The following is a 24162-nucleotide window of genomic DNA, read 5'->3' as shown; positions in this document are numbered from 1 at the left end:
TTTTTTACACTCTGACTTCCTTATAAATTAAATGGAATTAAAGAGAGTTGTTGTAACAGGTCTTGGAGCGCTGACACCCATAGGCAACGATGTGGACACCACATGGAACAATGCCATTGAAGGAGTAAGCGGAGCCGGACCTATTACCCATTTTGACGCCTCAAAGTTCAAGACTCAATTTGCCTGCGAGGTTAAGGGTTTCAACGCTGCCGATCATTTCGACCGCAAGAAAGCCCGCACCCTCGACCTCTATGCACAGTATGCTCTCGTAGCTGCCGAGCAAGCAGTGAACGATGCCAAGCTTACCGACGAGGACATCAACAAGGATCGAATCGGAGTCATCATTGCAGCAGGCATCGGCGGACTTCACACATTTGAAGAAGAAGCCGGATACTATGCAATGCACGAGGACATGGGGCCAAAATACAATCCTTTCTTCATCCCCAAGATGATTGCTGACATTGCATCGGGTCACGTATCCATGCAATATGGCTTCCACGGCCCCAACTATGGTGTCGTTTCGGCCTGTGCATCATCAACCAACGCTCTTATCGACGCATTCAACCTAATCCGTTTGGGCAAGGCCGATGCCATTGTCACAGGCGGTGCCGAGGCTGCAATCTTCCCTGCAGGCGTTGGAGGCTTCAACTCTATGCACGCATTATCGACTCGCAACGACAGCCCTGAAACGGCATCTCGTCCCTTCAGCAAGTCACGCGACGGTTTTGTAATGGGTGAAGGTTCGGCAGTCCTCGTACTCGAGGAGCTCGAACACGCAAAGGCACGTGGCGCCAAGATATACGCTGAAGTTATCGGAGGCGGTATGTCGGCCGACGCTTACCACCTTACCGCAACCCATCCCGAAGGACTCGGAGCAAAGCTTGTAATGCAGAATGCTCTTGAGGACGCAGGTTTGAAGCCCGAAGAAATCGATTATATAAATGTTCATGGTACATCGACACCGGTCGGCGATGTTTCCGAGGTGAAAGCCATCAAGGAAGTGTTTGGCGACCATGCCTATAAGATGAACATCAGTTCCACCAAGTCAATGACCGGACACCTGCTCGGTGCCACCGGAGCTCTCGAAGCCCTCTTCTGCGTGAAGTCGGTGCAGAACGACATCGTTCCCCCCACCATCAATCACGACCCAGAGGATCAGGACGAAGAGATTGACTACAACCTCAACTTTACTTTTGACAAAGCGCAGAAGCGCCCGGTAAACATCGCCTTGTCCAACACATTCGGATTCGGCGGTCACAATGCCACTGTCATTGTAAAGAAATATGCCGAATAATCGACATTAACCTAATACATCGCAGCGGACGGCCTTTTGGTCGTCCGCTGCTCTTTTTTATTCTGACAAACACATATATAAAGTCGATTACGCGCCAAGACATTATGTCAGGCACGCAATCAAATTACAAACATCAAACAAAGTTTAATAATCCCGCCGCTACGCGACACCAATTACAAACCACCAAACAGAATCATCAACAAATTCTATTGCAATAGGCAATGTGTGCCGTATTGCCCTTTTATAACACCTCTTGTCAATTAATGGTTCACACGAAATTATGAATAAATAAAAATAGTATGAATTTTTTTTGTTAAATTTGAGCATGGATAAAAAATATATATTTCAACTTGAAATGAAGGTACGTGATTATGAAGTCGATTCCGAGGGAATCGTAAACAATGCCATATATCTTCACTATCTCGAACACACCCGCCATGAATTCTGCGAATGGGCGGGACTCTCATTCCGTGCCATGCACGAGCAAGGCATCGACCCCGTCCTGAACAAGGTCGAAATCACCTACAAGACCCCGCTCCGTCTTGGCGAGCGATTTGTGAGCAAGCTCAACATAACGCGCAACGGAGCGCGATTCGTATTCATCCAGGACATATATAACATGCAGGGGCAGCCCGTAGTAACATCCAAGGTGAGCTGTGTCGCGACACGTAACGGACGACTCACCCGAGGTGACGAACTTGCCGAAGCTTTCAAGGATTATCTGTAATTAAATGACCGATCCCTATCTCATAGCATTTGCATCGTTACGCTCCATCAATCGCCGATTGGCCGAGGAAATACTTTCCCGCACCGGCGACGAAGCGACATTCTTTACACTCCCCAAGAGTAAGCTGTCGGCAATAATGGGGTGCTCCAACCGGCTATTCGATTCCGATTACCGAGCCGAGCTGATGCAACGTGCCCTAAATGAGGCGCGATTCATCGATGAGAACAGGATTCACACACTATATTTCCGCAACAGCGACTACCCTTCGCGATTGACCGAGTGCGACGACGCACCGCTGATGCTGTACACGCTTGGAGAGTGTGACATCAATGCCCGTCACATGATAAGCATCGTAGGCACGCGTCACGCAACGCCCTATGGAATCGATTTCGTAACGCGCCTCATCGACGACCTCGCGGCAAAGCTCGACTCTCCGCCCGTTATCGTGAGCGGACTCGCCTATGGCATCGACATCGCCGCCCATCGGGCCGCCATGAATGTCGGACTGCCTACCGTTGCAGTCCTGGCCCACGGTCTTAACACCATATACCCGGCGGCTCACCGTAACGCGGCAGCCGAAATAGTACACAAAGGAGGCATGCTCGTCACCGACTACATGTCGAAAAGCGTTATGCACAAAGGCAATTTCGTGGCTCGCAACCGCATTGTAGCCGGGCTTGCCGACTGCCTCGTCGTAGCGGAATCGGCCGAAAAAGGTGGTGCACTCATCACTGCAGGCATCGCAGCGGCCTACAACCGCGATGTCATGGCACTTCCCGGAAGGACATCCGACAAATACAGTCGCGGATGCAACCGGCTGATAGCATCCAACGTGGCGGCACTAATCGACGGTGCCGATGCGCTCATCGAGGCAATGCAGTGGAAATCAAAGCCTACCGAAGGCACTCAGGAGGAGCTGCCCGTCACGATGTCACCCGACGAGCAATCGATAGCCGACTACCTCACCGCCAATGGCGAGGGATGCATCAATGAAATGTGTGTCACGCTCGGCATCCCCATAAGCCGGTTGATGACTACGCTTATCGACATGGAGTTCAAAGGCATTATTATCACCTATCCCGGTGGTAAATACCGACTTTCGTAAAACATCACAGCCGGTGTGCGCGTTAGAATCTATATAACAACCAAAATTCAAAGACTATCATGAGCACTAAAAAAATTCAACCGTCAGAAATGATCATCAATCCCGACGGTACAATCTTCCATCTACACCTTCTTCCCTCCCAGTTGACCGACAGAATAATCCTCGTAGGCGATCCGGGACGAGTAAACATGGTAGCTGAATTTTTCGACACCAAGACATTTGAAGTGTCGTCACGTGAATTTCACACCATAGGAGGCACCTATAAGGGGAAACCAATAATGTGTCTTAGTCACGGCATAGGCCCCGACAACATCGACATTGTGATTAACGAGCTCGACGCACTTGCCAACATCGACTTCGCCACCCGAGAAATCAAGCCGGAACACCGCACACTCACCCTCGTGCGCATAGGCACATCGGGAGCGTTACAGCCCGAACTGATTGTGGGCACACCCGTCATAGCCGCTCATGCAATAGGATTTGACGGCGTGCTCAACTACTATGCCGGACGCAACGAAGTGTGTGACATCGACTATCAACAAGCTTTCTGCGACTATGTACACTGGAATCCGTTATGGGCAACGCCCTACGTAGTACCTGCCGACAAGGAACTCGTTGAGCGCATAGGACGTGACGACATGGTGAGAGGTCACACCATATCGGCTGTAGGCTTCTACGGCCCGCAAGGCCGCGAACTTCGATTGCCACTCGCCAATCCCGACTTGAACAACCGCATCGAGAAGTTCCGTTACAACGGTGAACCCGTCACCAACTACGAGATGGAGAGTGCGCCATTGCAGGGCTTGTCACTGCTGCTCGGACACAAGGCTATGACCGTGTGCTCAATAATCGCAAATCGCGTGTCGACCAACGCAACACCCAATTACAAAACAGCAATTCACGACTTGATAAAGACCGTGCTCGAACGCATCTGACCCACAGTCGGCGACACGGTCAAGAACTATCCGACAAAACATCAACATAACATCGAAATGAATCGTAAAGCTACACCAATCCTGCTGCTCACGGGCTATCTCGGGAGCGGTAAGACAACTTTGCTCAATCACATTCTCTCCAATGAACGAGGCATAAAGTTTGCCGTAATCGTAAACGACATCGGCGAAGTAAACATCGACGCAACCCTCATACAGAAAGGCGGAATCGTAGGACAGGACGATTCGGGCGACCTTGTGGCGTTGCAGAACGGATGTATATGCTGCACATTGAAGATGGATCTCGTAAAGCAGTTGCAGGACATCGTTGCTACACGCAAATTCGACTATATCGTAATCGAGGCAAGCGGAGTGTGCGAGCCCGCACCTATCGCGCAGACCATCGACGCAATGCGTCAGATGGACGACTATTCAACCGTATTCGGCATAAAGCCGCCCTATCTCGACTGCATCGTAACCGTGGTCGACGCCCTTCGCATGAAGAGCGAATTCAGCTGCGGCAACTCGCTCACAAAGCGTGACATCGACGAGGACGACATAGAGAATCTCGTAATTCAACAGATTGAGTTCTGCAACATAATCCTCCTCAATAAGATTTCAGAAGTCACGCCCGAAGAAGCCGGCCTCATAAAGAGCATCATACGCACCCTACAGCCCAAGGCCCGTATCATAGAGTGTGACTATGCAGATGTTCCGCTTGAGGACATAATCAACACACGGCTCTTTGACTTCGAGTCGGTGGCCACGTCGGCGACATGGGTGCATGAGATAGAAAAGCCTCTTGATGATGACGACAATGATGACGAGCACCATCACCATCATGACGAGCATCACCATCACCACCATCACGATGGAGAGGGTGAAGCCGAAGAATACGGTATCGGGACATTTGTCTACTTCCGCCGCCGTCCGTTCAACTTTGACAAGTTTGACCGTTATGTCAACATGAATTGGCCGGCAAACGTAATACGCACCAAGGGCGTGCTCTACTTCAGCCACAATCGTGACATGTCGATTCTTTTCGAGCAAGCCGGTGTACAGAAGAAAATTACCGAAGCGGGACTATGGTATGCAACAGCCCCCGAGGAAGAACTACGCCAATTGATGCAATACGAGCCCGGACTTGCACGCGACTGGGATGATGTCTACGGCGACCGCATGATCAAACTCGTATTCATCGGTCAGCATCTCGACCGTGACGCAATAGCATCGGCACTCGATGCCTGTCTGGAGAAAGAGTGATTGCACTCTTTCTCCGGCTCTATCCTGCCGATGCGCGGCGATAGAGTACAATACCTATTATTATGTAGATTACATTGGGAATCCACATCGCTACAAATGGCGATGTGTAACCCGATATTGCAAATGACGATGTAACGGTAGTAAACAGGATGTAACTGAAGCTGAGCACAAGGCCAATGCCAATGTTTATACCCATTCCTCCCTTGACTTTCTTGGACGAAAGCGACATTCCTATCAGAGTCAATATGAACGCTGCCGCGCATATCGCATAGCGGCGTTCATTCTCTATTTCAAATGACTTTATATTGGCCACACCGCGCAATTTCTGACGGGCGATATACTCCTGAAGCTGCGGGGAGGTCATCTTCTCATGATCGGTTTCCGATATCAGGAAGTCCCTCGGCTCGATGGGTATGATTGTATCGAGGCGCGAACCCTTGGTTATCTTTTCAGTCATTCCCTCGATGTCACGTATCATGTAGTCACGCACCTGCCATTGATAAAGTGTATCCCACTTTATGGTGGTGGAGGTGAGTCGCGACACAAGCTTTTTGCCGTCAAACTTGTCAAGCGAGAATCGATAGCCGGTCTTTGTCGTGTTGTCAAATCGGCTCATATAGGCAATCTCGCCCGGAGCCACCATGAGCTGGATGTTGCTGCCGTAGTCTACGCGCTTGTTCTTCACATAGGTGTTGGTGTATTCAAGTCGCTTGATGTTGGCGGGCGGTATGATATAGGCGCTCAGAACCCAGGTTGAGGCGGCAATTACAGCGGCCGAAACCATATATGGCACCATAAGCCGCTTAAAGCTGACTCCCGACGACAGCATCGCTATTATCTCGGAATTGTCGGCAAGCTTGGATGTGAAGAATATCACCGCAATAAATGTGAAGAGCGGGCTGAACTGATTGGCAAAATAGGGAAGGAAGTTGAGGAAGTAGTCAAACACGGTAGCCTTCAACGGAGCCTTCAGGAATGCGTCAAGCTTCTCGTTGATGTCAAACATCACCGTTATGGCCAGAATCAGCACGATTGCAAATATATACGTGCCAAGGAACTTCCTTATTATGTATCGGTCAAGAATCTTAAACATGGCAGTCTTTCATCAAGTTTAGGTCACAACCGACGAGTGACACGTTCAACCATCACATCCTTCCATGCCTTGAAGTCACCAGCAAGAATGTGCTTGCGCGCTTCGCCCACAAGCCATAGGTAGAATGCCAGATTGTGTATCGAGGCAATCTGCATACCTAAAATCTCCTGTGCTGCAAAGAGATGACGCACATAAGCCTTCGTATAGAAACGGTCGACATAGCTCGGGCCGTCCTCCTGCAGGGGCGAGAAGTCATCGGCCCACTTCTTGTTGCGCATATTCATGATGCCGTGGGCAGTAAAAAGCATTCCGTTTCGACCGTTACGTGTAGGCATCACGCAGTCCATCATGTCGACACCTCGCTCGATGGCTTCCAAAATGTTGGCCGGTGTGCCGACTCCCATAAGGTAACGCGGCTTGTCGGCGGGAAGTATCTCATTGACCACCTCAATCATGTCGTACATCACCTCGGCAGGTTCACCTACGGCCAGGCCGCCTATGGCGTTACCGTCGGCACCAAGGTCGGCAACCGTCTTGGCCGACTCACGGCGCAGGTCGGCATAAGTGCATCCCTGCACAATAGGGAAGTAAGCCTGCGAGTAACCGTATCGACCCTCGGTTTCCTTATATCGCTTCCATCCGCGTTGTAGCCATCGCGTGGTAAGTCCGAGTGATTTCTTGGCGTAATCGTAGTCGGCGGTTCCCGACGGGCACTCATCGAGCGCCATCATTATGTCGGCACCTATCGAGCGCTGTATGTCGACAACGCCTTCAGGTGTGAACAAGTGTTTGGAGCCGTCGATGTGACTGCGGAAATAGGCACCCTCCTCTTTCAACTTTCGGTTGGCCGACAACGAAAAGACCTGAAAGCCTCCACTGTCGGTGAGTATGGGCTTTTTCCAGCCGTTGAACCGGTGCAGTCCTCCGGCGCGTTCCAGGATGTCGATGCCGGGACGCAGATATAGATGATATGTGTTGCCCAGAATTATCTGAGCCTTTATGTCTTCGTCCAGTTCACGCTGATGTACGGCCTTTACCGACCCCACGGTGCCTACAGGCATGAATATGGGGGTTTCTATAGGGCCGTGATCGGTTGTTATCAATCCGGCTCGCGCATTACTGAACTTATCGGTAGCTTGTAACTCAAATTTCATAATAGAGTGCAAATTTACTATCTTTGGCGGCAAAAAGCAACTCTAAGAGCGTGCATTTGCACTATTTACACAATCACCGGCCACTGCAATAGTCAATTTGTCGACCGACAGATGCTCACGCGCCACTTCGGCAAGCCGTTGAGGTGTCAGCGAATTTATAGCATCGACCTGTTGCTCGAAGTATCCGTCGGGGGTGAATGCCACTTTTTGATTTATGTAGTAGTCCATGATGTCAAATGCCGAATCAAGGGTCGACGCAAGGCTCGACATTGCATAACGTTGCAGCCGTTGCATCTCGCCCGTTGTGAAATCGCCCGTGCCAAGACGCTCTATCTCCTTGACTGATTCATCTATAACGGCATCGACATATCGGTTGTCGGTCGAGGTGGCTATCTGCATCAGCCCCCCTTCGGGATGTCCGAGCAGATAGGACTGTATGCCATAGGTATAACCCTTGTCCTCCCTTATGTTACGCATCAGCCTGCTGCCGAAGTATCCTCCAAGAGCCATCACGAGCAGCCGCAGCTCTATGTAGTCGGGATGTTGGCGGCTTATCGTGGGAATGCCCATGCGCACCGCACTTTGAAGCACACCCTCCATCTCGATTAACCGTCGTGAATCATTCTCAGAACCGAACGGCACAAACTTAAGCTCTACGCCACGGCTTGAATCAATGTCGATCGAACCGAACGTGCGGTTAACAAGCTCCTCAAGCCCCGGCGTGACATGGCCGGCAAGGTATAGCGTCATCGTGGGTGCTCCCTCAACGTTACGACCGGGACGATAAGTGCTCTTATAGTTACGTGCCGCGTCATCAACCGTCATCGACAGGACATTGTCGGGAGTGTCCATCCTTGCAAGCGGATGATTGTCACCCATCAGCAACCGGTTTATCTCGCAAGTGGCATAGTACTCCACTTTCTCGCGCAGGAGCTCGATGGTGCGTGCTGTCTTCTCCTTTATTACGCCCCACTCCCTTTCGGGAAATGACGGTTCCACAATCATTTCGGCCAAAAGCGGCATCACATTGTCGGCTCGTGAATTAAGCGTAAACAGGTTCATGAACGAATGGTGGGAATTGACACCCGAAGCTATGCGGGCACCGTTGAATTCGATGCGGTCGGCTATTTCCACACCTGAGTGATGTCGGGTTCCCTCCTGCATCAGGCTCAATATCATCGTAGGCAACGATATCGAGGGTGACTCGGCTATACCTCCGTCCCACACGCAGGTGAGTCGGCACACATCCTGGCTGCCGTGGTCGATAACTTTAAGCGGCAATCCGTTGTCAAGCGTCATGACACGTATCGACGGCACGTTCAGATGTCCGAAGCTGCTCACCTGTGGAGGAGTTTTTCTGTCAGGGTGCTGCATTATTGCTTTTCTTCAAGAGTTTTACAAAGTTCAACGGCTCTCTTCAAGTCATCGGGGGTGTCGATGCCTATTGTAGGACACTCGGTCACACCCACCTTTATCTTATAACCGTTTTGCAGCCATCGAAGTTGTTCAAGCGACTCGGCAAGTTCAAGCGAACTTTGAGGAAGCGAAGTCAACTCGGCAAGAGTTGCAGCCCTATAGGCATACATACCCACATGAGTGTAGAAGGTGCATCGGTCGATCCACTCCTGCCACTTAAAGTTGCGCACATAGGGGATTATGGAGCGGCTGAAGTAAAGCGCATTCATGTTGTCGTCAAACGTGACCTTGGGGGTATTGGCATCAAACAACGCCTCAAAGCCCAGCGCCGGATCAAACTTGCGCACGAGAGTGGCTATGCGTGTCGACTCGTCGTCGAAGCAACGTTTCACCTCAGCTATCTGCGACGGATCGATAAACGGTTCATCGCCCTGGATGTTTATTACCACATCGGCATCGGAACCTATGTTGCAATAGGCCTCATAGCATCGGTCGGTGCCGCTGCGATGGGTTGCAGCCGTCATGACAACCCTGCCGCCGAAACCTTTTACCGCCTCGGCAATGCGGTCGTCGTCGGTCGCCACATACACTTCGTCAAGCTCCATTGAAGCACGACGATACACCCGCTCTATCATCGTCATTCCGCAAATGTCGGCAAGCGGTTTTCCGGGGAAACGTGATGACGCATAACGCGCCGGTATGATACCAATGAATTTCATAACTCTACTCTATTTATTTGATCTGTTTTTTATCTCTTTTCTTAAGCCACGACGGCACTATGCACACACCGATTATGAGGTAGACATAGTAGGTGATTATGCGCCAGAACAGTGCGATTATCAGAGCTATTCCGGCATTTTGGAGCATATCGCCGTAGTATTCGGTAAACAGCCATTCGCTCACACCGCTGCCGCCGGGCGTGGGGCTGAACATCAGTATGGCCCACACTACAAACTGACGGCCAAACACCACAAGCTGGTCGGCCGAGGGCACAAAGCCGAGAAACAAGGCATTTACGACAAGATAACGCGATATCCACGACACTGTCGTCGCGGCAAACGCCTCAATCCACCATCCGGCTGAACGGTGTCGTAAATCCTTGGAAGTGGCGACCATGCTGTCGCCAAGCGAAATGACGGTAGGCTGCCATCGGCGCAGCAACCTGAATCCGAAGAGCCATACCAAAGCCTTGCGTATTGCATGAGGCTTAACAATTATACCTACAAATAGCACAACTGTCCAAAGCAATATAAGGGCGTATACACACCAGAACACCCAACGGATTCCTATCTCAAACTGACTGTGACCGAAACCAAAAAGCTCCTTTGACGGCACAAATGCCACTATAAGCGGACATGACAATACAAAGAAGAGCTCGTCAAGGAACAGCGTAGTCATTGTCAACGTAGTGGCACGACCGAGATTAACACCTTCACGATGAAGGAATATCATGCCGAGCGACGAGCCTCCTACAGTCGACGGAGTAATAGCCGAGGTAAATTCACACATCATGCACACCCTCACTGCCGGCCCCCATCGGAGCTCCTTGTCGGTCAGCACCCTGAATCGCCAACTATAACCGAAGTCACGCCCCAGCATGAACACCCACGCCAAGGCAATGCCCCATATAACGCGATTGGTGAAATGCACCGTGTGCCACACTTCGGGATCAAACTCCCTGTAGAAGAGCCACACTACGACACAAAGCCCTATGGCTACAGGGACCAGCACCCTCCAAAGGCCTAATCGTGATGACATTTCTTTATCGGATTCAGTAAACCTTGTCATTTTTCTCTCCGTATCGCTGACAATTATTCTACTACAAAGTTAACCCCTTTATCCCTAATTAGGAAATAATTTATCGCTTCATTCACTATGAGCCCGCATGACGATTGAAAAGGCAACGATTTTGCAGGAACGTGACAAATAATTAAATTTGCTCCGCTATTTAAGCCGACTACCAATCATGAACATAATAAAGACCATACTAAAGCTTGCGGCAGGCCTGATAATAGGCGCTTCGGCGGGAATGATATTCGTGACGCTGGGAATTGTCATTTTCACCGACATGTCGTTCGACACTTTTCTTCACAAGCTTGCGACAATAAATATAAGCGACGGAATAACCGGAGGTGCGATAGGAGTATTGAGCGCAATCATAGCGGTGCCCTTACTTGTATTGATACATGAAGGAGGGCATCTTGTGTGCGGTCTTATATCGGGGTATCGCTTCGTGTCGTTCCGCATATTCAACATGACGCTGATAAAGGATAACGGACGACTGCGCATCAAGCGTTACGCCATAGCAGGCACAGGCGGACAGTGCCTGCTCACCCCACCCGACAAACCCGACGACAAAGTACCCGTAATCCTTTACAATTCAGGCGGAGTATTGGCCAACTTACTCGCGCTGATAGCGGCTTTAGCCATTCTGCTGACCGTTGAGCTGAAGACATTCGTTCATGAATTTATATTGATATTCATCTTCATCGACATTATCTTCATCATAATAAACGGGGTGCCGATGAAAGTAGGCGGCATAAGCAACGATGCAATGAATGTCCTGTCATTGTCACGCAACAAGCTTGCCCGGCGTGGATTCATCATGCAACTCCGCGCCAATGCCCTGATTCAGGAAGGAATACGCCCCAAAGACATGCCTCGGGAATGGTTTATCGACACGGGCGCAGTCAACTACAAGGATGCGCTTGAGTTCTCAATGGACATGATGAGGGCGTCGCGACTGCTCGACATGATGCAATGGGAGGAGGCATACAGGTTGTTCGATGAGTTCTACCGTCACAAATCGGAGATAATCCCAATCTATGCCAAAGAGGTGGAGTGTGAGCTTCTGTTTACTTCGCTTGTCACAGGACGCATCGAACAGGCCCGAGAACTATTCACCGACGAACTGAAAAAGTACATAACGCAATATCAAAGCATGATGTCGTCAAAACCGAGAGTGCTTTGCGCCGTGGCCCTATTCATGGAACATGACCGAGCCAAAGCCCTGTCAATATATGAGTCGGTGCAGCGACATAGCGATGACTACCTGATGCAAGGCGAGGTGCTAAGCGACCTCGACATAATGAAAACGATTCTCAACGACAACACTGCCGAGGATTGTGTTGCATCTTTGGCATAAAAAGGGTAACTTTGCGCCAAAATAAATTCACTTAAAGACTATGGCTCAGAAACCTTCAATTCCCAAGGGAACGCGTGACTTCTCGCCCATCGAAATGGCGCGACGCAATTATATATTCGACACAATACGTGAGGTGTTCCATCTATTCGGATTCCGTCAAATCGAAACTCCGGCAATGGAGAACCTGTCAACACTTATGGGGAAATACGGCGAAGAAGGCGACAAGCTCCTCTTTAAGATTCTGAACTCGGGCGACTACCTGCGCGGAGCCGACCCCGCACTGCTCGACGCCCGCGAAAGCACCGGCAAGCTCACATCGCAACTGTGTGAAAAGGGATTGCGTTACGACCTCACGGTTCCATTTGCGCGTTACGTTGTCCAGCACCGTAACGAACTTCAGTTCCCTTTCAAGCGATTCCAGATTCAGCCCGTGTGGCGTGCCGACCGACCGCAGAAAGGCCGTTACCGCGAATTTTACCAATGTGACGCCGACATTATAGGCTCCGACTCGCTCATCAACGAGATTGAGCTGCTCCAACTCATCGACCAGGTGTTTACACGCCTCAACATAAACGTGACGATAAAGCTCAACAACCGCAAGGTACTCGCCGGAATAGCAGAACTGATAGGCGCACCCGACAAGCTTGTCGACATAACCGTAGCCATCGACAAAATCGACAAAATAGGCATCGACAACGTGAACGCCGAGCTGCGTGAACACGGACTCTCCGATGAAGCCATCAACGCCCTGCAGCCCATCCTTTCAATCTCGGGAAGCGTAGCCGAGCGACTCGCCACAATGGAGGGCATCCTCGCCTCTTCGGAAATAGGACGAAAAGGCATCGAGGAGCTGCGCGAAGTCATCGGTGGCACCGAAAGACTCGGACTCAATGCCGAGCTCGACCTCGATGTGTCGCTCGCACGAGGCCTCAATTACTATACCGGCACAATAATCGAGGTAAAGGCTTGTGATGTTGCAATAGGCTCAATCACCGGCGGCGGCCGATATGACAATCTTACCGGCGTATTCGGAATGCCGGGCGTGTCGGGCGTGGGCATATCGTTCGGAGCCGACCGCATCTACGATGTTCTCAATGCACTCGACCTCTATCCGGCCGACGCACTCGACACGGTCAAGGTGATGTTTACCAACTTCGGCGAGAGCGAAGCCCGTGCATCGATGCAGATGATAAAGCATCTTCGCACAGCCGGAGTGTCGGCCGAGATATTCCCTGAAAATTCCAAGATGAAAAAGCAGATGGCTTATGCCAACGCATTGGCAATACCATTCGTTGCCATAGTCGGAGAAACCGAACTTGCCGAAAACAAGGTAACGCTTAAAAACATGACAACGGGCGATCAGGAACTCCTCACCCTCGAAGAGTTGATAAAACGCCTCGCCGACTAATAATAACACAAACAACGTACATAATAAAGGCCTTCAGCACTACGCCGAAGGCCTAATTTTTATAGTTTCACACCTCACAAGACGCAAATCAATCACAAATATTTGCAAAGTCACATTACAAAAAGTAGAGATTTCGCTTAATTTAAATCAACATTATATTTAGTATTAATTTTATAAACGATAATATTAATCAATAAAAATATTATATTTGTACAATATATATCAAATCTATGAAATATTATATTAAGTTATTATTTGCTATACTCATTCCGATTTTTATTGCTTGTTCAGATTCAACAACAAAGAAAAATCTTATTTTAGCAGAATCATTAATGACAGAACAACCTGATTCTGCCTTATCCATATTGCGCAATATAAATTCAACTTCACTGAAAGGATATAACCAGGCCTTATATGCTGTATTATATTCTCACGCTCAATATCGCAATTATATTATTGAAATGAACGATTCGTTAATATCTATTGCTGTAAACTATTTTCGAGAACATAATGACAAGAAGCATCTTATGACGGCCCTATATTGCCAAGGAAGAATCCGCGTTTATAATGGTAATTATAGCGGAGGGATGATATCATCAATCGAATGTGAAGAAATTGCCTTACAATTAAAGGATAATTATTATTTAGGTAGAGCATATGAATTAATGGGTGAAATATTCAATGAAACATATGACGATGAAAAAGCCATTGACAAACTACACAAATCAGCTGAACATTATAATAAATCAGGGAGAAATGACAATTACCGTTATGTCATGATTGATTTAGCAGCAAGCTATGCCAACCATGGAGAATACAATAGATGTATCGAGTTATCTGACAGTATAATGGACAATTATATTAATGATAAATCGCTTATAAATTACGGCAAATATCGACAATTAATCTCTTTATATAAATTACAACAATATGATAGATTAATGGATAATATAAATTTTTTATTTAAAAACTCAGACAAACAATCTATTCCCAATTGCTATATATACCTAATACGACTTGCCATAAGTCAAAAAAAATTAGATTTAGCAAAATTCTATTTAAGTGAGCTAAAATCTTTAGAAGATAACTATGACCAGTTAACATTAAAACAAATGGAATATGAATATGCAATAGGCTGTAATAACTATAATGACGCATTAGAAATAATTCTTGATTTACAAACTAAAAAAGATTCTATTTTTTATTCTATAATTGAAAATAATGTTCCAAGTGCTATTAGTGAATATTATAAATATCGCTCTTTGAAATCAGAGTCTGATATTGAAAACCATAAGATAAAAATATTATTGTTAATTGTAATTTCTATTTTTATATTATGCAGTGTAATATATTATCTTCATGAAAAAGTAAAACATAAAGAATATAAATTAAAACAACAAATACACGAATTGAAGGATTCAATTTCAACACTAAATATTAAAAATAGCTCAATTACAAAAAATAAACAATACAGCGAACGTCTTCAAAAGAGTATTGCTAGATTAATTAAAGAAAAATTTGAGATTGTAAATAATATTTGTGATGAATTATTCGCATATAACGATGATGAACCTAAACAAAAACAGAAAATAATAGCGCGTAAAGCTCAACAGATAATCGAGGATATGAAAGGTCATAAATTCAGATCTGAACTTGAGCATAACCTAAACCAAGACTTAAACGGAATCATAACAAAACTTAGAGAAGAAATGCCTCAGCTCTCCAAAGATGATATTAATTTTCTTATTTACACTTTTGCTGGATTCTCAACAAAATCAATTTGCATATTCACCAACTTAAAAAGGCCTAGTATATATTCCAAAAAGAAGAGATTGAAAGAGTATATTATCAAATGTAACCCCCAAAATGCGAATTTATTCGTATGTAACATACACTAAAACGCTACATTCCAATTAATTACTTATCCAATTATCCTTTCGACATTTTAATTCCATGATTATCAAAGCATTACTCATTTGCATGAATAATAATTTTATATCTCCTGAAAATCAACGCATTATACTCCTATTTGCATAATATCTCTAAATATTTTCCTCTTTGAAATATTTTTTATCTGCCTTAAATTTGTGTAAAACAAATTAACATTTATGAAAAAAATATTTCTTACATTACTATGCATTGTTTCTGTGGCATTTAATTGGTCACAAATTAATGCTGAAAACGAATCTGAGTGCAACAATAGTGTTATTAATATTACTATTAGGGAGAAACCAGATTCTAATATTAAACCACATGATGAAACTATTTCTGTTGTATCATGGTACCATAATGATACTATTAACTTCTCATTTGAATCTTATGAAGGGAATGCCTGGTTTTCAATAACAAACATTAATACCGATCAAAAATATACATGTTCATATTCCACGCTTCAACATCCTATAAGTATAAATATAGGAAATACATCTGGTATTTATCAAATAAATATAAAAACCACTATTGGCTCCGAATATGAAGGTTGGCTAACTCTTTAAAACATCATTTTAAACACTAACAATTTTAATTATGAAAAATTTACTATTTATTCTATCATTTTTCGTCCTATTTGGATGCAATAATGAATCTCCATTATTATTTCAAGAAAAAGTAAATCAACAATCCGACAAAGCAATCGAATTAATGTGCGAGTTTTGGTATAGGACCAATCCCAACAGTAGATCAGAAGCTAAGCCGATGGTTATTTCAGTGAAAGATGAATCTATAACATTGAAAAATTATCTGAATAATAAAGATATTGATTCTATTGCGGAGATAAAAGGTATAAACTTTGATACAATTCGCACATCAATAAGTATTATTGAATTCATTGTTAATGGGGAAAAAGGATTTTCTATAGTTTCAGACGACTACAGATTGAATAAGGTTTATGCATTCTGTGAAAAAGGCAGTATTACTGATACCATTTCAATTCCCACACTTAAGTTAGTAATTGACGACATTCAACATTTAGTGCAATCTGATATAATTGAATATTACAATACATCCAATTATTCCAGAAGCAATATTAATGAAGAAATACTTATAGACCCTATAGTAAAAACTCAATGGGGACAAGGACATCCATACAATGATAAAATACCCGTATGCTATACAGAAAATCACAATCACAATATGCCGTTAGGATGCGTATCTACTGCAGTTGCTCAAGCAATAACTAAATGTAAACATTATCTAGGAGAATCACGGGAAACATTAGCTATGCAATTTGACTTTCTAACTGAAATCGCAAGAATTGAAGCGGGCACATATAGAGGCGAATATGTAGCTCCATTCACTAAAGAAATCGCATATGGATGCAAAACTAAATTTGGGTGTAATTCAAGTTCTGCGACATTAAAAGATGCATATAATTATTTAAAATGGCAAGGATACAATTGTAGTTATGCAAATGGAGAGATAGATGATAATGGACTGATTAATAATCTAAAAAAAGGCTATCCACACATAATAGGAGGAATTTCTAATGATAACGAATTCGCACATGCTTGGATTATTGATGGATATTCTAGTAAATATAGGCCTATTTCATCTAGAAATCAACGTTTAATCCTTGAAGTGCTTTACCATTGTAATTGGGGCTGGGATGGCAATTGCGACGGGTGGTACGCATGCGATGATTACCCATCATCATCATCTGATCCAAGAAATAGGACATATATTTCTAAAAAAGAACACATATACATATATGGATTTTAGCTATGAGAATACCCAAGATTTTATTTATCGGGTGGTTGATGACAGTGTTGTTGACCGCCTGCAAAGATGATGAAAAGGAATATGTTGACCGATTCTATCATTACACATTTGAGAACGAGGACATAACGGTTGACGGCAAAGAACAAACCGTGAATCTGACGATAACCGCCGAAAATAAGAGCGATTCATGGAAAAGCGCATGGTGGGTGTGCAAATTTGAAATTACCGACGGTTCAGGCAACACAGTCGAAGTTAAGAAACCCGCCAAGGATATGACCGGAGAATGGTACACCATGTCGTCTAATGACAATAACATCAAAATCGAGCTCAAGCCCAACGATACAGGCCACACAAGATCGCTGAAAATAACAATCGGGGAATACGGTTACGAGGAAGATACTATCGTAGTGACGCAGACGAGTCAACAGTAACAATCAACAGCAACGGCGCGGAAAATGAATCCCGCGCCGTTGTCGTTATATAGATCCGTGACGGCTATATTATCAGATGATATCAAGACCGGAAAGGAACACAAGCGCAATGCCGGTGGGAGCGACATAACGCAGGCATATTACAATCACCTTATAGATCCAGCCCTTGATTGAGCCTGTACCGCGCAATTGCTCACGAAAGACACGGCGGTCAAGAAACCAACCGACAAATATCGATATGAGCATACCGCCGAGCGGAAGGAATATGTTGCTCGTAACGTAATCAAACAATCCGAAGAACGACTGTCCGAATATCGACACATTGCTCAACGGGCCGAATGAAAGAGCGCACAATGTGCCAAGCACCATGGCTATGCCAGCATTAAGCAGCGTCGCCTTGCGTCGGCCAATGCCGAATTGCTCGGTAAAGAATGCAATGCATATTTCACTCATTGAGATAGTCGAGGTCAATGATGCTACCATGAGCAGGAAGAAGAACAGTGCCGACCAGAATACGCCGCCGGGCATCTGATGGAAGATGGCGGGAAGAACCTCAAACACCAGTTTGGGACCGGCTGCCGGTTCGGAGCCGTAGGTAAACACTGCCGGGAAAATGATGATACCGGCCAACACAGCTACAACGGTGTCAAGCACAGCTATAATCGACGCGCTCTTCACAAGCGGAGTGCGGTCGGAAAAGTAGCTCGCATAGGTCATCATGGTGCCAAGACCGAGCGACAACGAGAAAAATGCCTGACCCAATGCACCAATAAGCACCGACGAGTCGACCTTTGAAAAGTCGGGGCTAAAGAGGAATCGCATTCCCTCTCCCACTCCGGGCATCAACAACGAGTTGATGCAGAATACAATCAGAATCAGGAACAACACGGGCATAAGGATGTTGGAAACCTTCTCGATTCCACTCTGAACGCCACGCAACAGTATCACGGCATTGGCAAGCAGGAAAATAAGAGTCCACATCACAGGCTTAAGACCGGTAGAGAATGTGTCAAACGACGAGTGACGCTCGCCCTCGGCAATAGTGTCGATGGCACCTGTAACCGATTGCACGAAGTACTCCACCGTCCATCCAGCAACGACCGAGTAGAACGACAGAATGAGTATCGACGACAAGATGCCCATGTAGCCTATCCACGCCCACTGTCGGGTTGAATGTAGCTTGCGGAATGCACCGAAAATGTTGCTGCGCGCACCGCGTCCCATGATGAATTCGGCACAGATGACGGGGACGCCGATCAAGAATATAAACACGATGTAGAACAGAAGGAACGCTCCGCCGCCGTGAACACCGGCTTCATAGGGGAAACGCCATATATTGCCAAGTCCTACAGCCGAACCAACGGTAGTGGCAATCACCCCGAGGCGGGTTACAAATTGAGCACGTGATTCAGCCATGTCTATTCAAAGATTTTTGCAAACAAGATAACGGCAATCAATATGGGAGCTACAAAACGAACCACAAAGAGCAATGTCGTATAGATGCGTGTCGATATCGAGCCGTGATTGGTGAGTTCATTATAGAAATATCCCTTCGGTGCAAACCATCCGAGATAGATGCACGTGAATATTGCAACGAGCGGTAGCATATAGTTGGTGGCCGTGTTGTCAAGGAAGTCAAACAGCGTGAATCCAGCAATCCTGAAATCGGACAGCGAACCCTGCGACAAAGAGCAAAGAGTGCTGAGGACAAACAATGGAGCTATCACCGCTATACATGCCGTAGTGCGACGCAGCCTGAAGCGATCCTGCATGAAAGCAATCGACACCTCGGCAAGCGAGATTGTGGATGTGAGTGCGGCCACAAGCAGAAGCAGGAAGAACAGAATCGACCACAACTGCGTGACGGGCATCTGTGCAAACACTTCGGGCAGCGTGACAAATACCAATGTAGCACCTTCAAGACCTCCCTCATCGAGTCCGAACGACTTTACCGCCGGGAAGATGATGACACCCATCATGATTGCCACAAGCAGGTCGAGCATCGACACCGTTACAGCCGTGCGGGTAAGCTTGGTGTTCTTGGGGAAGTAACTTGAATAGGTGATGAGAATACCCATACCGAGCGATAGCGAGAAAAATGCCTGTCCGAGTGCATTCACCACTACCGACGGCGTTATCTTTGAAAAGTCGGGATTGAGGAAAAATTCCAATCCTTCCATTGCCTTGGGGAATGTGAGTGACACGCCGGCAAATATCAGCAACAACAGGAAAAGAAGCGGCATGAGGATATTTGACATCTTCTCAATACCTTTCTGAACTCCCATCATCAATATTCCTGCATTGATGAGCAACATTATATAGGTCATTATCAACGGACGGCTGTCCTGAACGATAAACTCCTGCATACGCAGCTTAAACTGCTGCTCAAGACCTTCGACTCCTGCATTGGCCGCTACGGCATTGATAGGCTCATACAGGTAACCGGTAACCGACTGCCACAGATACTCAAGCGTCCATCCGGCAACAACCATGTAGAAAGAGAGAATCAGATAGGAGGCGAGGATGGCCACAGCTCCTACAATCCACCAGCCACTGTGAGGCGACAGCTTGCGAAATACCCCGACGGCATCGCTTCGCTTGCCACGGCCTAATGAAAACTCGGCCAGCATGACCGGTATACCGAGTAAAAATACACACGCTATATAGAGTAGCAAAAACGCCGCTCCACCATTGCTCTGAGTTTCGGCAGGGAAACGCCACACGTTTCCGAGCCCCACGGCCGAGCCCACCGTTGCTGCTATTAGTCCTATTTTACTGCCAAATTGCGCTTTTCCGGCCATATTTTCAATTTTTGAGGTACAAAATTAGCTAAAAAGTTACAATATGTCACACTACAACGACTGAAATATATAATTTGTCATTAATTTTGCATAAAAATTTAGTAAAAATGAAATTAACCAAATTTTTGACCTCACTTCCTCCCTGCATATTCTCGGTCGTTTGCATTATGGCCGTCCTTTATCTCACACTCGTTCCCCGCCCGCTTCCCGACATGGATATTCCGCTCTTTCCGGGGGCCGACAAGGTTGTACACGCCATAATGATGATGGGCATAATGCTGTGTCTGTCATTCGATTATATGCGCAAAAAGCGGAACCCTCAAAAGAAGGCTCCGCTCGTTATATTATTGTTGTTTCTTATCGCCACAATAGCCTTCGGCGGAGCTATAGAGCTGCTCCAAGGCTTAATGGCAATGGGACGCGGCGAAGATGTCTATGATTTCATAGCCGATGCAGCAGGTGCAATAATCGGCTTTATCATCACGATCGTCGCATGGCGTCGCATACTTATTTGGCTACAGGAGTGTAATTAGCCATTGTTTCGCGCACAACCTTGCGAAGTGAATCGCCCTGCATTCCGCGAGCCACGATCACGCCTTCGGGGTCGATGAGCATAATGTGGGGTATACCCGAGATACCATATATGTCAGTAGGCACTGTCTGAGCATTCAGAATCTGCGGCCAGGGAAGTTCAAGCTGCTCGATAGCCTTGACTGAAGCGTCCTTCTCGTCCCACACGGCAACGCCGAGAACCTGAAGGCCCTTAGAACCGAATTCCTCGTAAAGCTCCTTGATTACAGGCATTTCACGACGGCAGGGACCACACCAGCTTGCCCAGAAGTCGACAAGAGTGTACTTACCGTTACCTACATAGTCGCTAAGGCTCTGAGCCGAATCGCCTTCGATAGTAAAGTCAACATAACGGTTGCCTGCAGCAGTAGCTGCAGCACGCTTCTTCATATCGACAAGGTCGGAGATGCGCTTATACTCGCCAAATGACGGATAGAGTGCAAGCACGCTGTCAAGCTCCTCGGAGCTGAAATCGTAGGCACGTGACAAAAGGACATAGTAGCCTACGGGGTTGTCGTTGTTATCGGCAACAAACTTGTCGCTCATCACCTGGAAATCATTGTATATAGCGGCACGCAACGAGTCGCTGTCGGCATCGCCATAAGCGATTCCCACCGAGTCCTCATTGTGACGGAAATCGGCAAACAGCTGGTTAAGCGGTGTTCCCGAAGGCATGGCTTCGTCATCGAGCACGATGTCGCCCTGCTCCACAACAAGAGTTCCGCTGCGCTGTCCGCCTACAATAAGACGAGCAAGCACGGGACTGTCAATAGTTCCCTTCAAAAATACTTTTCCATCGGCTACAACCGCACTGTCAAGTAGGTCGCCATTGTCGTAGTTGACGATGTAGGCCATTTTTCCATTGGCTTCGTCACCAACATTAGCACTAACACTGTAATCGCCTCCGGCAGGCTTGTTCTGAGAACAAGAGATAGCCAAAAGCACTGCTCCGCAAGCAAGTAGTTTACTCCTCATTTTTCCTTATATAAAATATTAAAAAATATAACTTGAATTTATTGCAATTTATTGGATTTGGCCATTTCAAGCATCAGCTTGTTGGGGACAATGAAAATCTCAATGCGACGGTTGGACCGACGGTTGGCGGTGCTGTTGTTAGGTAACAGCGGGTCGGAAGAGCCGAGAGCGTAAGGCACAATCTCCACATTGCCGGCAACACCGTGCCGCAACCACTTATATACAGCTTCGACTCTCAATTCACTTAGATGATTGGTGTACTTTTCAGAACCGGTGTCGTCGGTGTGGGCCACAACAAGTATCTTATACATGCCCATCGACTTTAACAGGTGCTTATAGGGTTCCAGCAATTCACCCGCCGACTGACGGAGCACCGAGTCATTGGGAGCAAACAGCGCGTCGGTACCAATAGTTGCCACAATCACCTCCCCGTCACGAAGCATCTCGATGCGCTCGCGCTTGCGCGATGCAAGATTGCGGGCGAGCCTTTTCATGTAGGCAGCCACTTTGTCATGCTCCTTAACCGGAACAATGGGACGCATCAGATTCTCGTCGAGCGAAAGATCCATTATGTCGACATTGTCGTCCTTCTTCGACTTTTTCCCTTTCGTCTTGGAGTCTTCGTTTTTTGTTCCCGACACCTTTTCCTTCAATGTCTTCAAGAATCCCTGTGCCTCGCACTCGGCAGGAGCGATCGACGCGATGAATATCGCGATAAACAGAGTAGTGAAATAACGGCTCAACGATTTCATAAGCATTTACCTAATCCTCCAATGCACCTATCGATTTCTCATAGGCCAACTCGCCTTCAACGATATAATGCACATCGTCGACATCAACCACCGCCAACTTGTCCTTGGCAAGCATCTTCTTCACATACTTTATTATGTCGGGAAGTTCGGGCGATTGATCGTCGTCATCGTAGTCGGCCGAGATTTCAAGCAGACCGTTGTCCTCATAGTAATCCCATATCATGTCGATGATATTGATTATCTCGTCATCGTCATACAGGTCACGCTTATCGGCCGGCATGTAGTCGCGGATGAACTTCACTGCCTGCGCTTCGTCATATTCCATGTTATTATCTGTTGCCATAAGCTTTCATTTGGTTATTTAACAATATGCTAAGATAGTGAAAAAAGATGTACCGCACACCGATTTTTCATAAATTTTAGATGTTGTTCATAAATATTTGATTTTAGCACATAAAAACAAAGAGGCATGGCCAATGGCCATGCCTCTTATATATAGGGAATGATGTTTGTATACCGATTAGATACCCTGAAGCTTGAATGTGATAGGCACGGTGTACCACACGTTAACTGCCTGTCCGTTCATCTTGCCGGGGATAAAGTCGGGAAGCGACTTAACCACGCGCATTGCCTCCTTGTCGAGGTCGGGGTCCTTACCACGGGCTACCTTAACCTCACCCACCTTACCGGTCTTGGTAACAACGAACTGAATCGTAACACGACCCTGGATGTTGTTTTCCATTGCCACGGGGGGATATTTAAGGTGGCTCTGAATATACTTCATGAGTTCAGCATCACCACCGGGGAACTGGGGCATCTGCTCAACTGCAGTAAATACCTTGTTTTCCTCTTCGGGCTTCTTCTCTTCAACGACGATTTCGTCCTTGTGTTCACGCACTACGTTACGGTCATCAGTACCCTGGTCGAAGTCGCTCTGACCGAAAGCGGTCGTAGTTTCCTTCAATTCGTCCTGAGTCTTGATTTCATCCTCGGCGCTAACCTTTTCGTCCTCTACAATGGCGAGCTCGGTAACCTTAACGGTATTGAGCACTTCCTCGGGAAGAACTTCGGGCTGCTCCTCTTCGTAACGCTGCTGCTCCTCTTCGGGCTCCTCTTCCTCTTCGACAGCGTCGTTGGCAAGATTCACCATAGCCTGCTCGGTGAGGTCCTCGGGACGCTCTTCGGCCTTGGGAAGCACAGTGTTGATTACAAGGGGAAGCAAGAATGCTATTGCAATGATGATTACAACAACAATCATCGCCTTATTGTGACGAGCGTCCGATTCCTTACGGAGCTCGTATGCACCAAATTCTTTGTTTTTACCTTCAAAGACTATATCGCGCCATTCTTTTGATGAAAGATCTACATCTTTTGCCATT

The 24162-nt window shown here is 46.8% G+C and carries 23 protein-coding genes; 12 read left to right on the top strand and 11 right to left on the bottom strand.

What is annotated here, in order from left to right; genetic code table 11:
* The first annotated feature begins 31 nt into the window (after positions 1-31).
* From fabF to E5354_RS00225, 5 genes are all read left to right on the top strand, one after another.
* Positions 32-1294, top strand: a complete 1263-nt coding sequence (gene fabF, locus E5354_RS00245) for a beta-ketoacyl-ACP synthase II (RefSeq protein ID WP_135946019.1) — start codon at positions 32-34, stop codon at positions 1292-1294.
* Positions 1295-1649: 355 nt separating this feature from the next.
* Positions 1650-2021: an acyl-CoA thioesterase gene (locus E5354_RS00240; protein WP_246863695.1), complete on the top strand. Its 372-nt coding sequence runs from the start codon at positions 1650-1652 to the stop codon at positions 2019-2021.
* A gap of 4 nt (positions 2022-2025) precedes the next feature.
* Positions 2026-3126, top strand: a complete 1101-nt coding sequence (gene dprA, locus E5354_RS00235) for a DNA-processing protein DprA (protein ID WP_135946018.1) — start codon at positions 2026-2028, stop codon at positions 3124-3126.
* Between the two features lie 59 nt (positions 3127-3185).
* Positions 3186-4061, top strand: coding sequence for a nucleoside phosphorylase (locus E5354_RS00230; RefSeq protein WP_135946017.1), 876 nt, complete (start codon positions 3186-3188; stop codon positions 4059-4061).
* Positions 4062-4118: 57 nt separating this feature from the next.
* Positions 4119-5321, top strand: coding sequence for a GTP-binding protein (locus E5354_RS00225; protein ID WP_135946016.1), 1203 nt, complete (start codon positions 4119-4121; stop codon positions 5319-5321).
* A 19-nt stretch (positions 5322-5340) separates the two neighbouring features.
* On the opposite strand, the gene E5354_RS00220 is transcribed toward E5354_RS00225, so the two are convergent.
* Genes E5354_RS00220 through E5354_RS00200 form a run of 5 tightly spaced genes read right to left on the bottom strand, consistent with a single transcriptional unit; the run spans position 5341 to position 10742 of the window.
* Positions 5341-6414, bottom strand: coding sequence for an LptF/LptG family permease (locus E5354_RS00220; protein ID WP_123396006.1), 1074 nt, complete (start codon positions 6412-6414; stop codon positions 5341-5343).
* A gap of 23 nt (positions 6415-6437) precedes the next feature.
* Positions 6438-7568: a tRNA guanosine(34) transglycosylase Tgt gene (tgt, locus tag E5354_RS00215; protein ID WP_135946015.1), complete on the bottom strand. Its 1131-nt coding sequence runs from the start codon at positions 7566-7568 to the stop codon at positions 6438-6440.
* A 42-nt stretch (positions 7569-7610) separates the two neighbouring features.
* Complete coding sequence (locus E5354_RS00210; protein ID WP_168353783.1) at positions 7611-8909, bottom strand: M16 family metallopeptidase; 1299 nt, start codon at positions 8907-8909, stop codon at positions 7611-7613.
* A gap of 32 nt (positions 8910-8941) precedes the next feature.
* Positions 8942-9703, bottom strand: coding sequence for a 3-deoxy-manno-octulosonate cytidylyltransferase (kdsB, locus tag E5354_RS00205; RefSeq protein WP_135946013.1), 762 nt, complete (start codon positions 9701-9703; stop codon positions 8942-8944).
* A 13-nt stretch (positions 9704-9716) separates the two neighbouring features.
* Complete coding sequence (locus E5354_RS00200) at positions 9717-10742, bottom strand: lysylphosphatidylglycerol synthase transmembrane domain-containing protein (protein ID WP_168184288.1); 1026 nt, start codon at positions 10740-10742, stop codon at positions 9717-9719.
* 208 nt (positions 10743-10950) lie between these two features.
* Between E5354_RS00200 and E5354_RS00195 the strand changes: the two genes are divergently transcribed.
* The 6 genes from E5354_RS00195 to E5354_RS00170 all read left to right on the top strand — a co-directional run bounded on the left by E5354_RS00195 (position 10951) and on the right by E5354_RS00170 (position 17685).
* A complete protein-coding gene (locus E5354_RS00195; RefSeq protein WP_123396011.1) occupies positions 10951-12129 on the top strand; it encodes a hypothetical protein in 1179 nt (392 codons plus the stop codon).
* 40 nt (positions 12130-12169) lie between these two features.
* A complete protein-coding gene (gene hisS / locus E5354_RS00190) occupies positions 12170-13537 on the top strand; it encodes a histidine--tRNA ligase (RefSeq protein WP_123396012.1) in 1368 nt (455 codons plus the stop codon).
* Between the two features lie 230 nt (positions 13538-13767).
* Positions 13768-15435, top strand: coding sequence for a hypothetical protein (locus tag E5354_RS00185; RefSeq protein ID WP_135946011.1), 1668 nt, complete (start codon positions 13768-13770; stop codon positions 15433-15435).
* Positions 15436-15645: 210 nt separating this feature from the next.
* Complete coding sequence (locus tag E5354_RS00180; RefSeq protein ID WP_135946010.1) at positions 15646-16032, top strand: hypothetical protein; 387 nt, start codon at positions 15646-15648, stop codon at positions 16030-16032.
* 31 nt (positions 16033-16063) lie between these two features.
* Entirely contained in the window at positions 16064-17254 is a 1191-nt protein-coding gene (locus E5354_RS00175) for a C10 family peptidase (RefSeq protein WP_123396014.1), read from the top strand.
* A 38-nt stretch (positions 17255-17292) separates the two neighbouring features.
* The gene (locus E5354_RS00170; RefSeq protein ID WP_123396015.1) at positions 17293-17685 is read left to right on the top strand and encodes a hypothetical protein; all 393 of its coding nucleotides are present in this window, start codon (positions 17293-17295) and stop codon (positions 17683-17685) included.
* A gap of 72 nt (positions 17686-17757) precedes the next feature.
* Here the strand turns inward: E5354_RS00170 and E5354_RS00165 are convergent, their stop codons facing one another.
* The gene (locus tag E5354_RS00165; RefSeq protein ID WP_135946009.1) at positions 17758-19101 is read right to left on the bottom strand and encodes a sodium-dependent transporter; all 1344 of its coding nucleotides are present in this window, start codon (positions 19099-19101) and stop codon (positions 17758-17760) included.
* A gap of 2 nt (positions 19102-19103) precedes the next feature.
* Positions 19104-20486, bottom strand: a complete 1383-nt coding sequence (locus E5354_RS00160; RefSeq protein WP_135946008.1) for a sodium-dependent transporter — start codon at positions 20484-20486, stop codon at positions 19104-19106.
* Between the two features lie 107 nt (positions 20487-20593).
* Here E5354_RS00160 and E5354_RS00155 point away from each other — a divergent pair, with 107 nt between their 5' ends.
* The gene (locus E5354_RS00155) at positions 20594-21019 is read left to right on the top strand and encodes a VanZ family protein (RefSeq protein ID WP_135946007.1); all 426 of its coding nucleotides are present in this window, start codon (positions 20594-20596) and stop codon (positions 21017-21019) included.
* Here E5354_RS00155 and E5354_RS00150 read toward each other — a convergent pair.
* The 4 genes from E5354_RS00150 to E5354_RS00135 form a co-directional block, all read right to left on the bottom strand.
* Positions 20994-22031 carry a TlpA disulfide reductase family protein gene (locus E5354_RS00150; protein WP_135946006.1) on the bottom strand — a complete coding sequence of 346 codons (1038 nt, stop codon included), beginning with the start codon at positions 22029-22031 and terminating at the stop codon, positions 20994-20996. The two genes, E5354_RS00155 and E5354_RS00150, sit on opposite strands and share 26 nt — an antisense overlap.
* 38 nt (positions 22032-22069) lie before the next feature.
* Positions 22070-22783, bottom strand: a complete 714-nt coding sequence (locus E5354_RS00145) for an OmpA family protein (RefSeq protein ID WP_168353782.1) — start codon at positions 22781-22783, stop codon at positions 22070-22072.
* A gap of 10 nt (positions 22784-22793) precedes the next feature.
* On the bottom strand, positions 22794-23126 hold the full coding sequence (locus tag E5354_RS00140; RefSeq protein ID WP_123396021.1) for a hypothetical protein: 333 nt from the start codon (positions 23124-23126) through the stop codon (positions 22794-22796).
* A 177-nt stretch (positions 23127-23303) separates the two neighbouring features.
* Entirely contained in the window at positions 23304-24161 is an 858-nt protein-coding gene (locus E5354_RS00135) for an energy transducer TonB (RefSeq protein WP_135946004.1), read from the bottom strand.
* Position 24162 lies beyond the last annotated feature (1 nt).

This window comes from Muribaculum sp. NM65_B17, from assembly GCF_004793735.1.
GTDB classification, from domain to species: domain Bacteria; phylum Bacteroidota; class Bacteroidia; order Bacteroidales; family Muribaculaceae; genus Muribaculum; species Muribaculum gordoncarteri.
The sequence above is the reverse complement of the archived record's forward strand: the minus strand, read 5'-3'. Positions and strand labels throughout refer to the sequence as shown.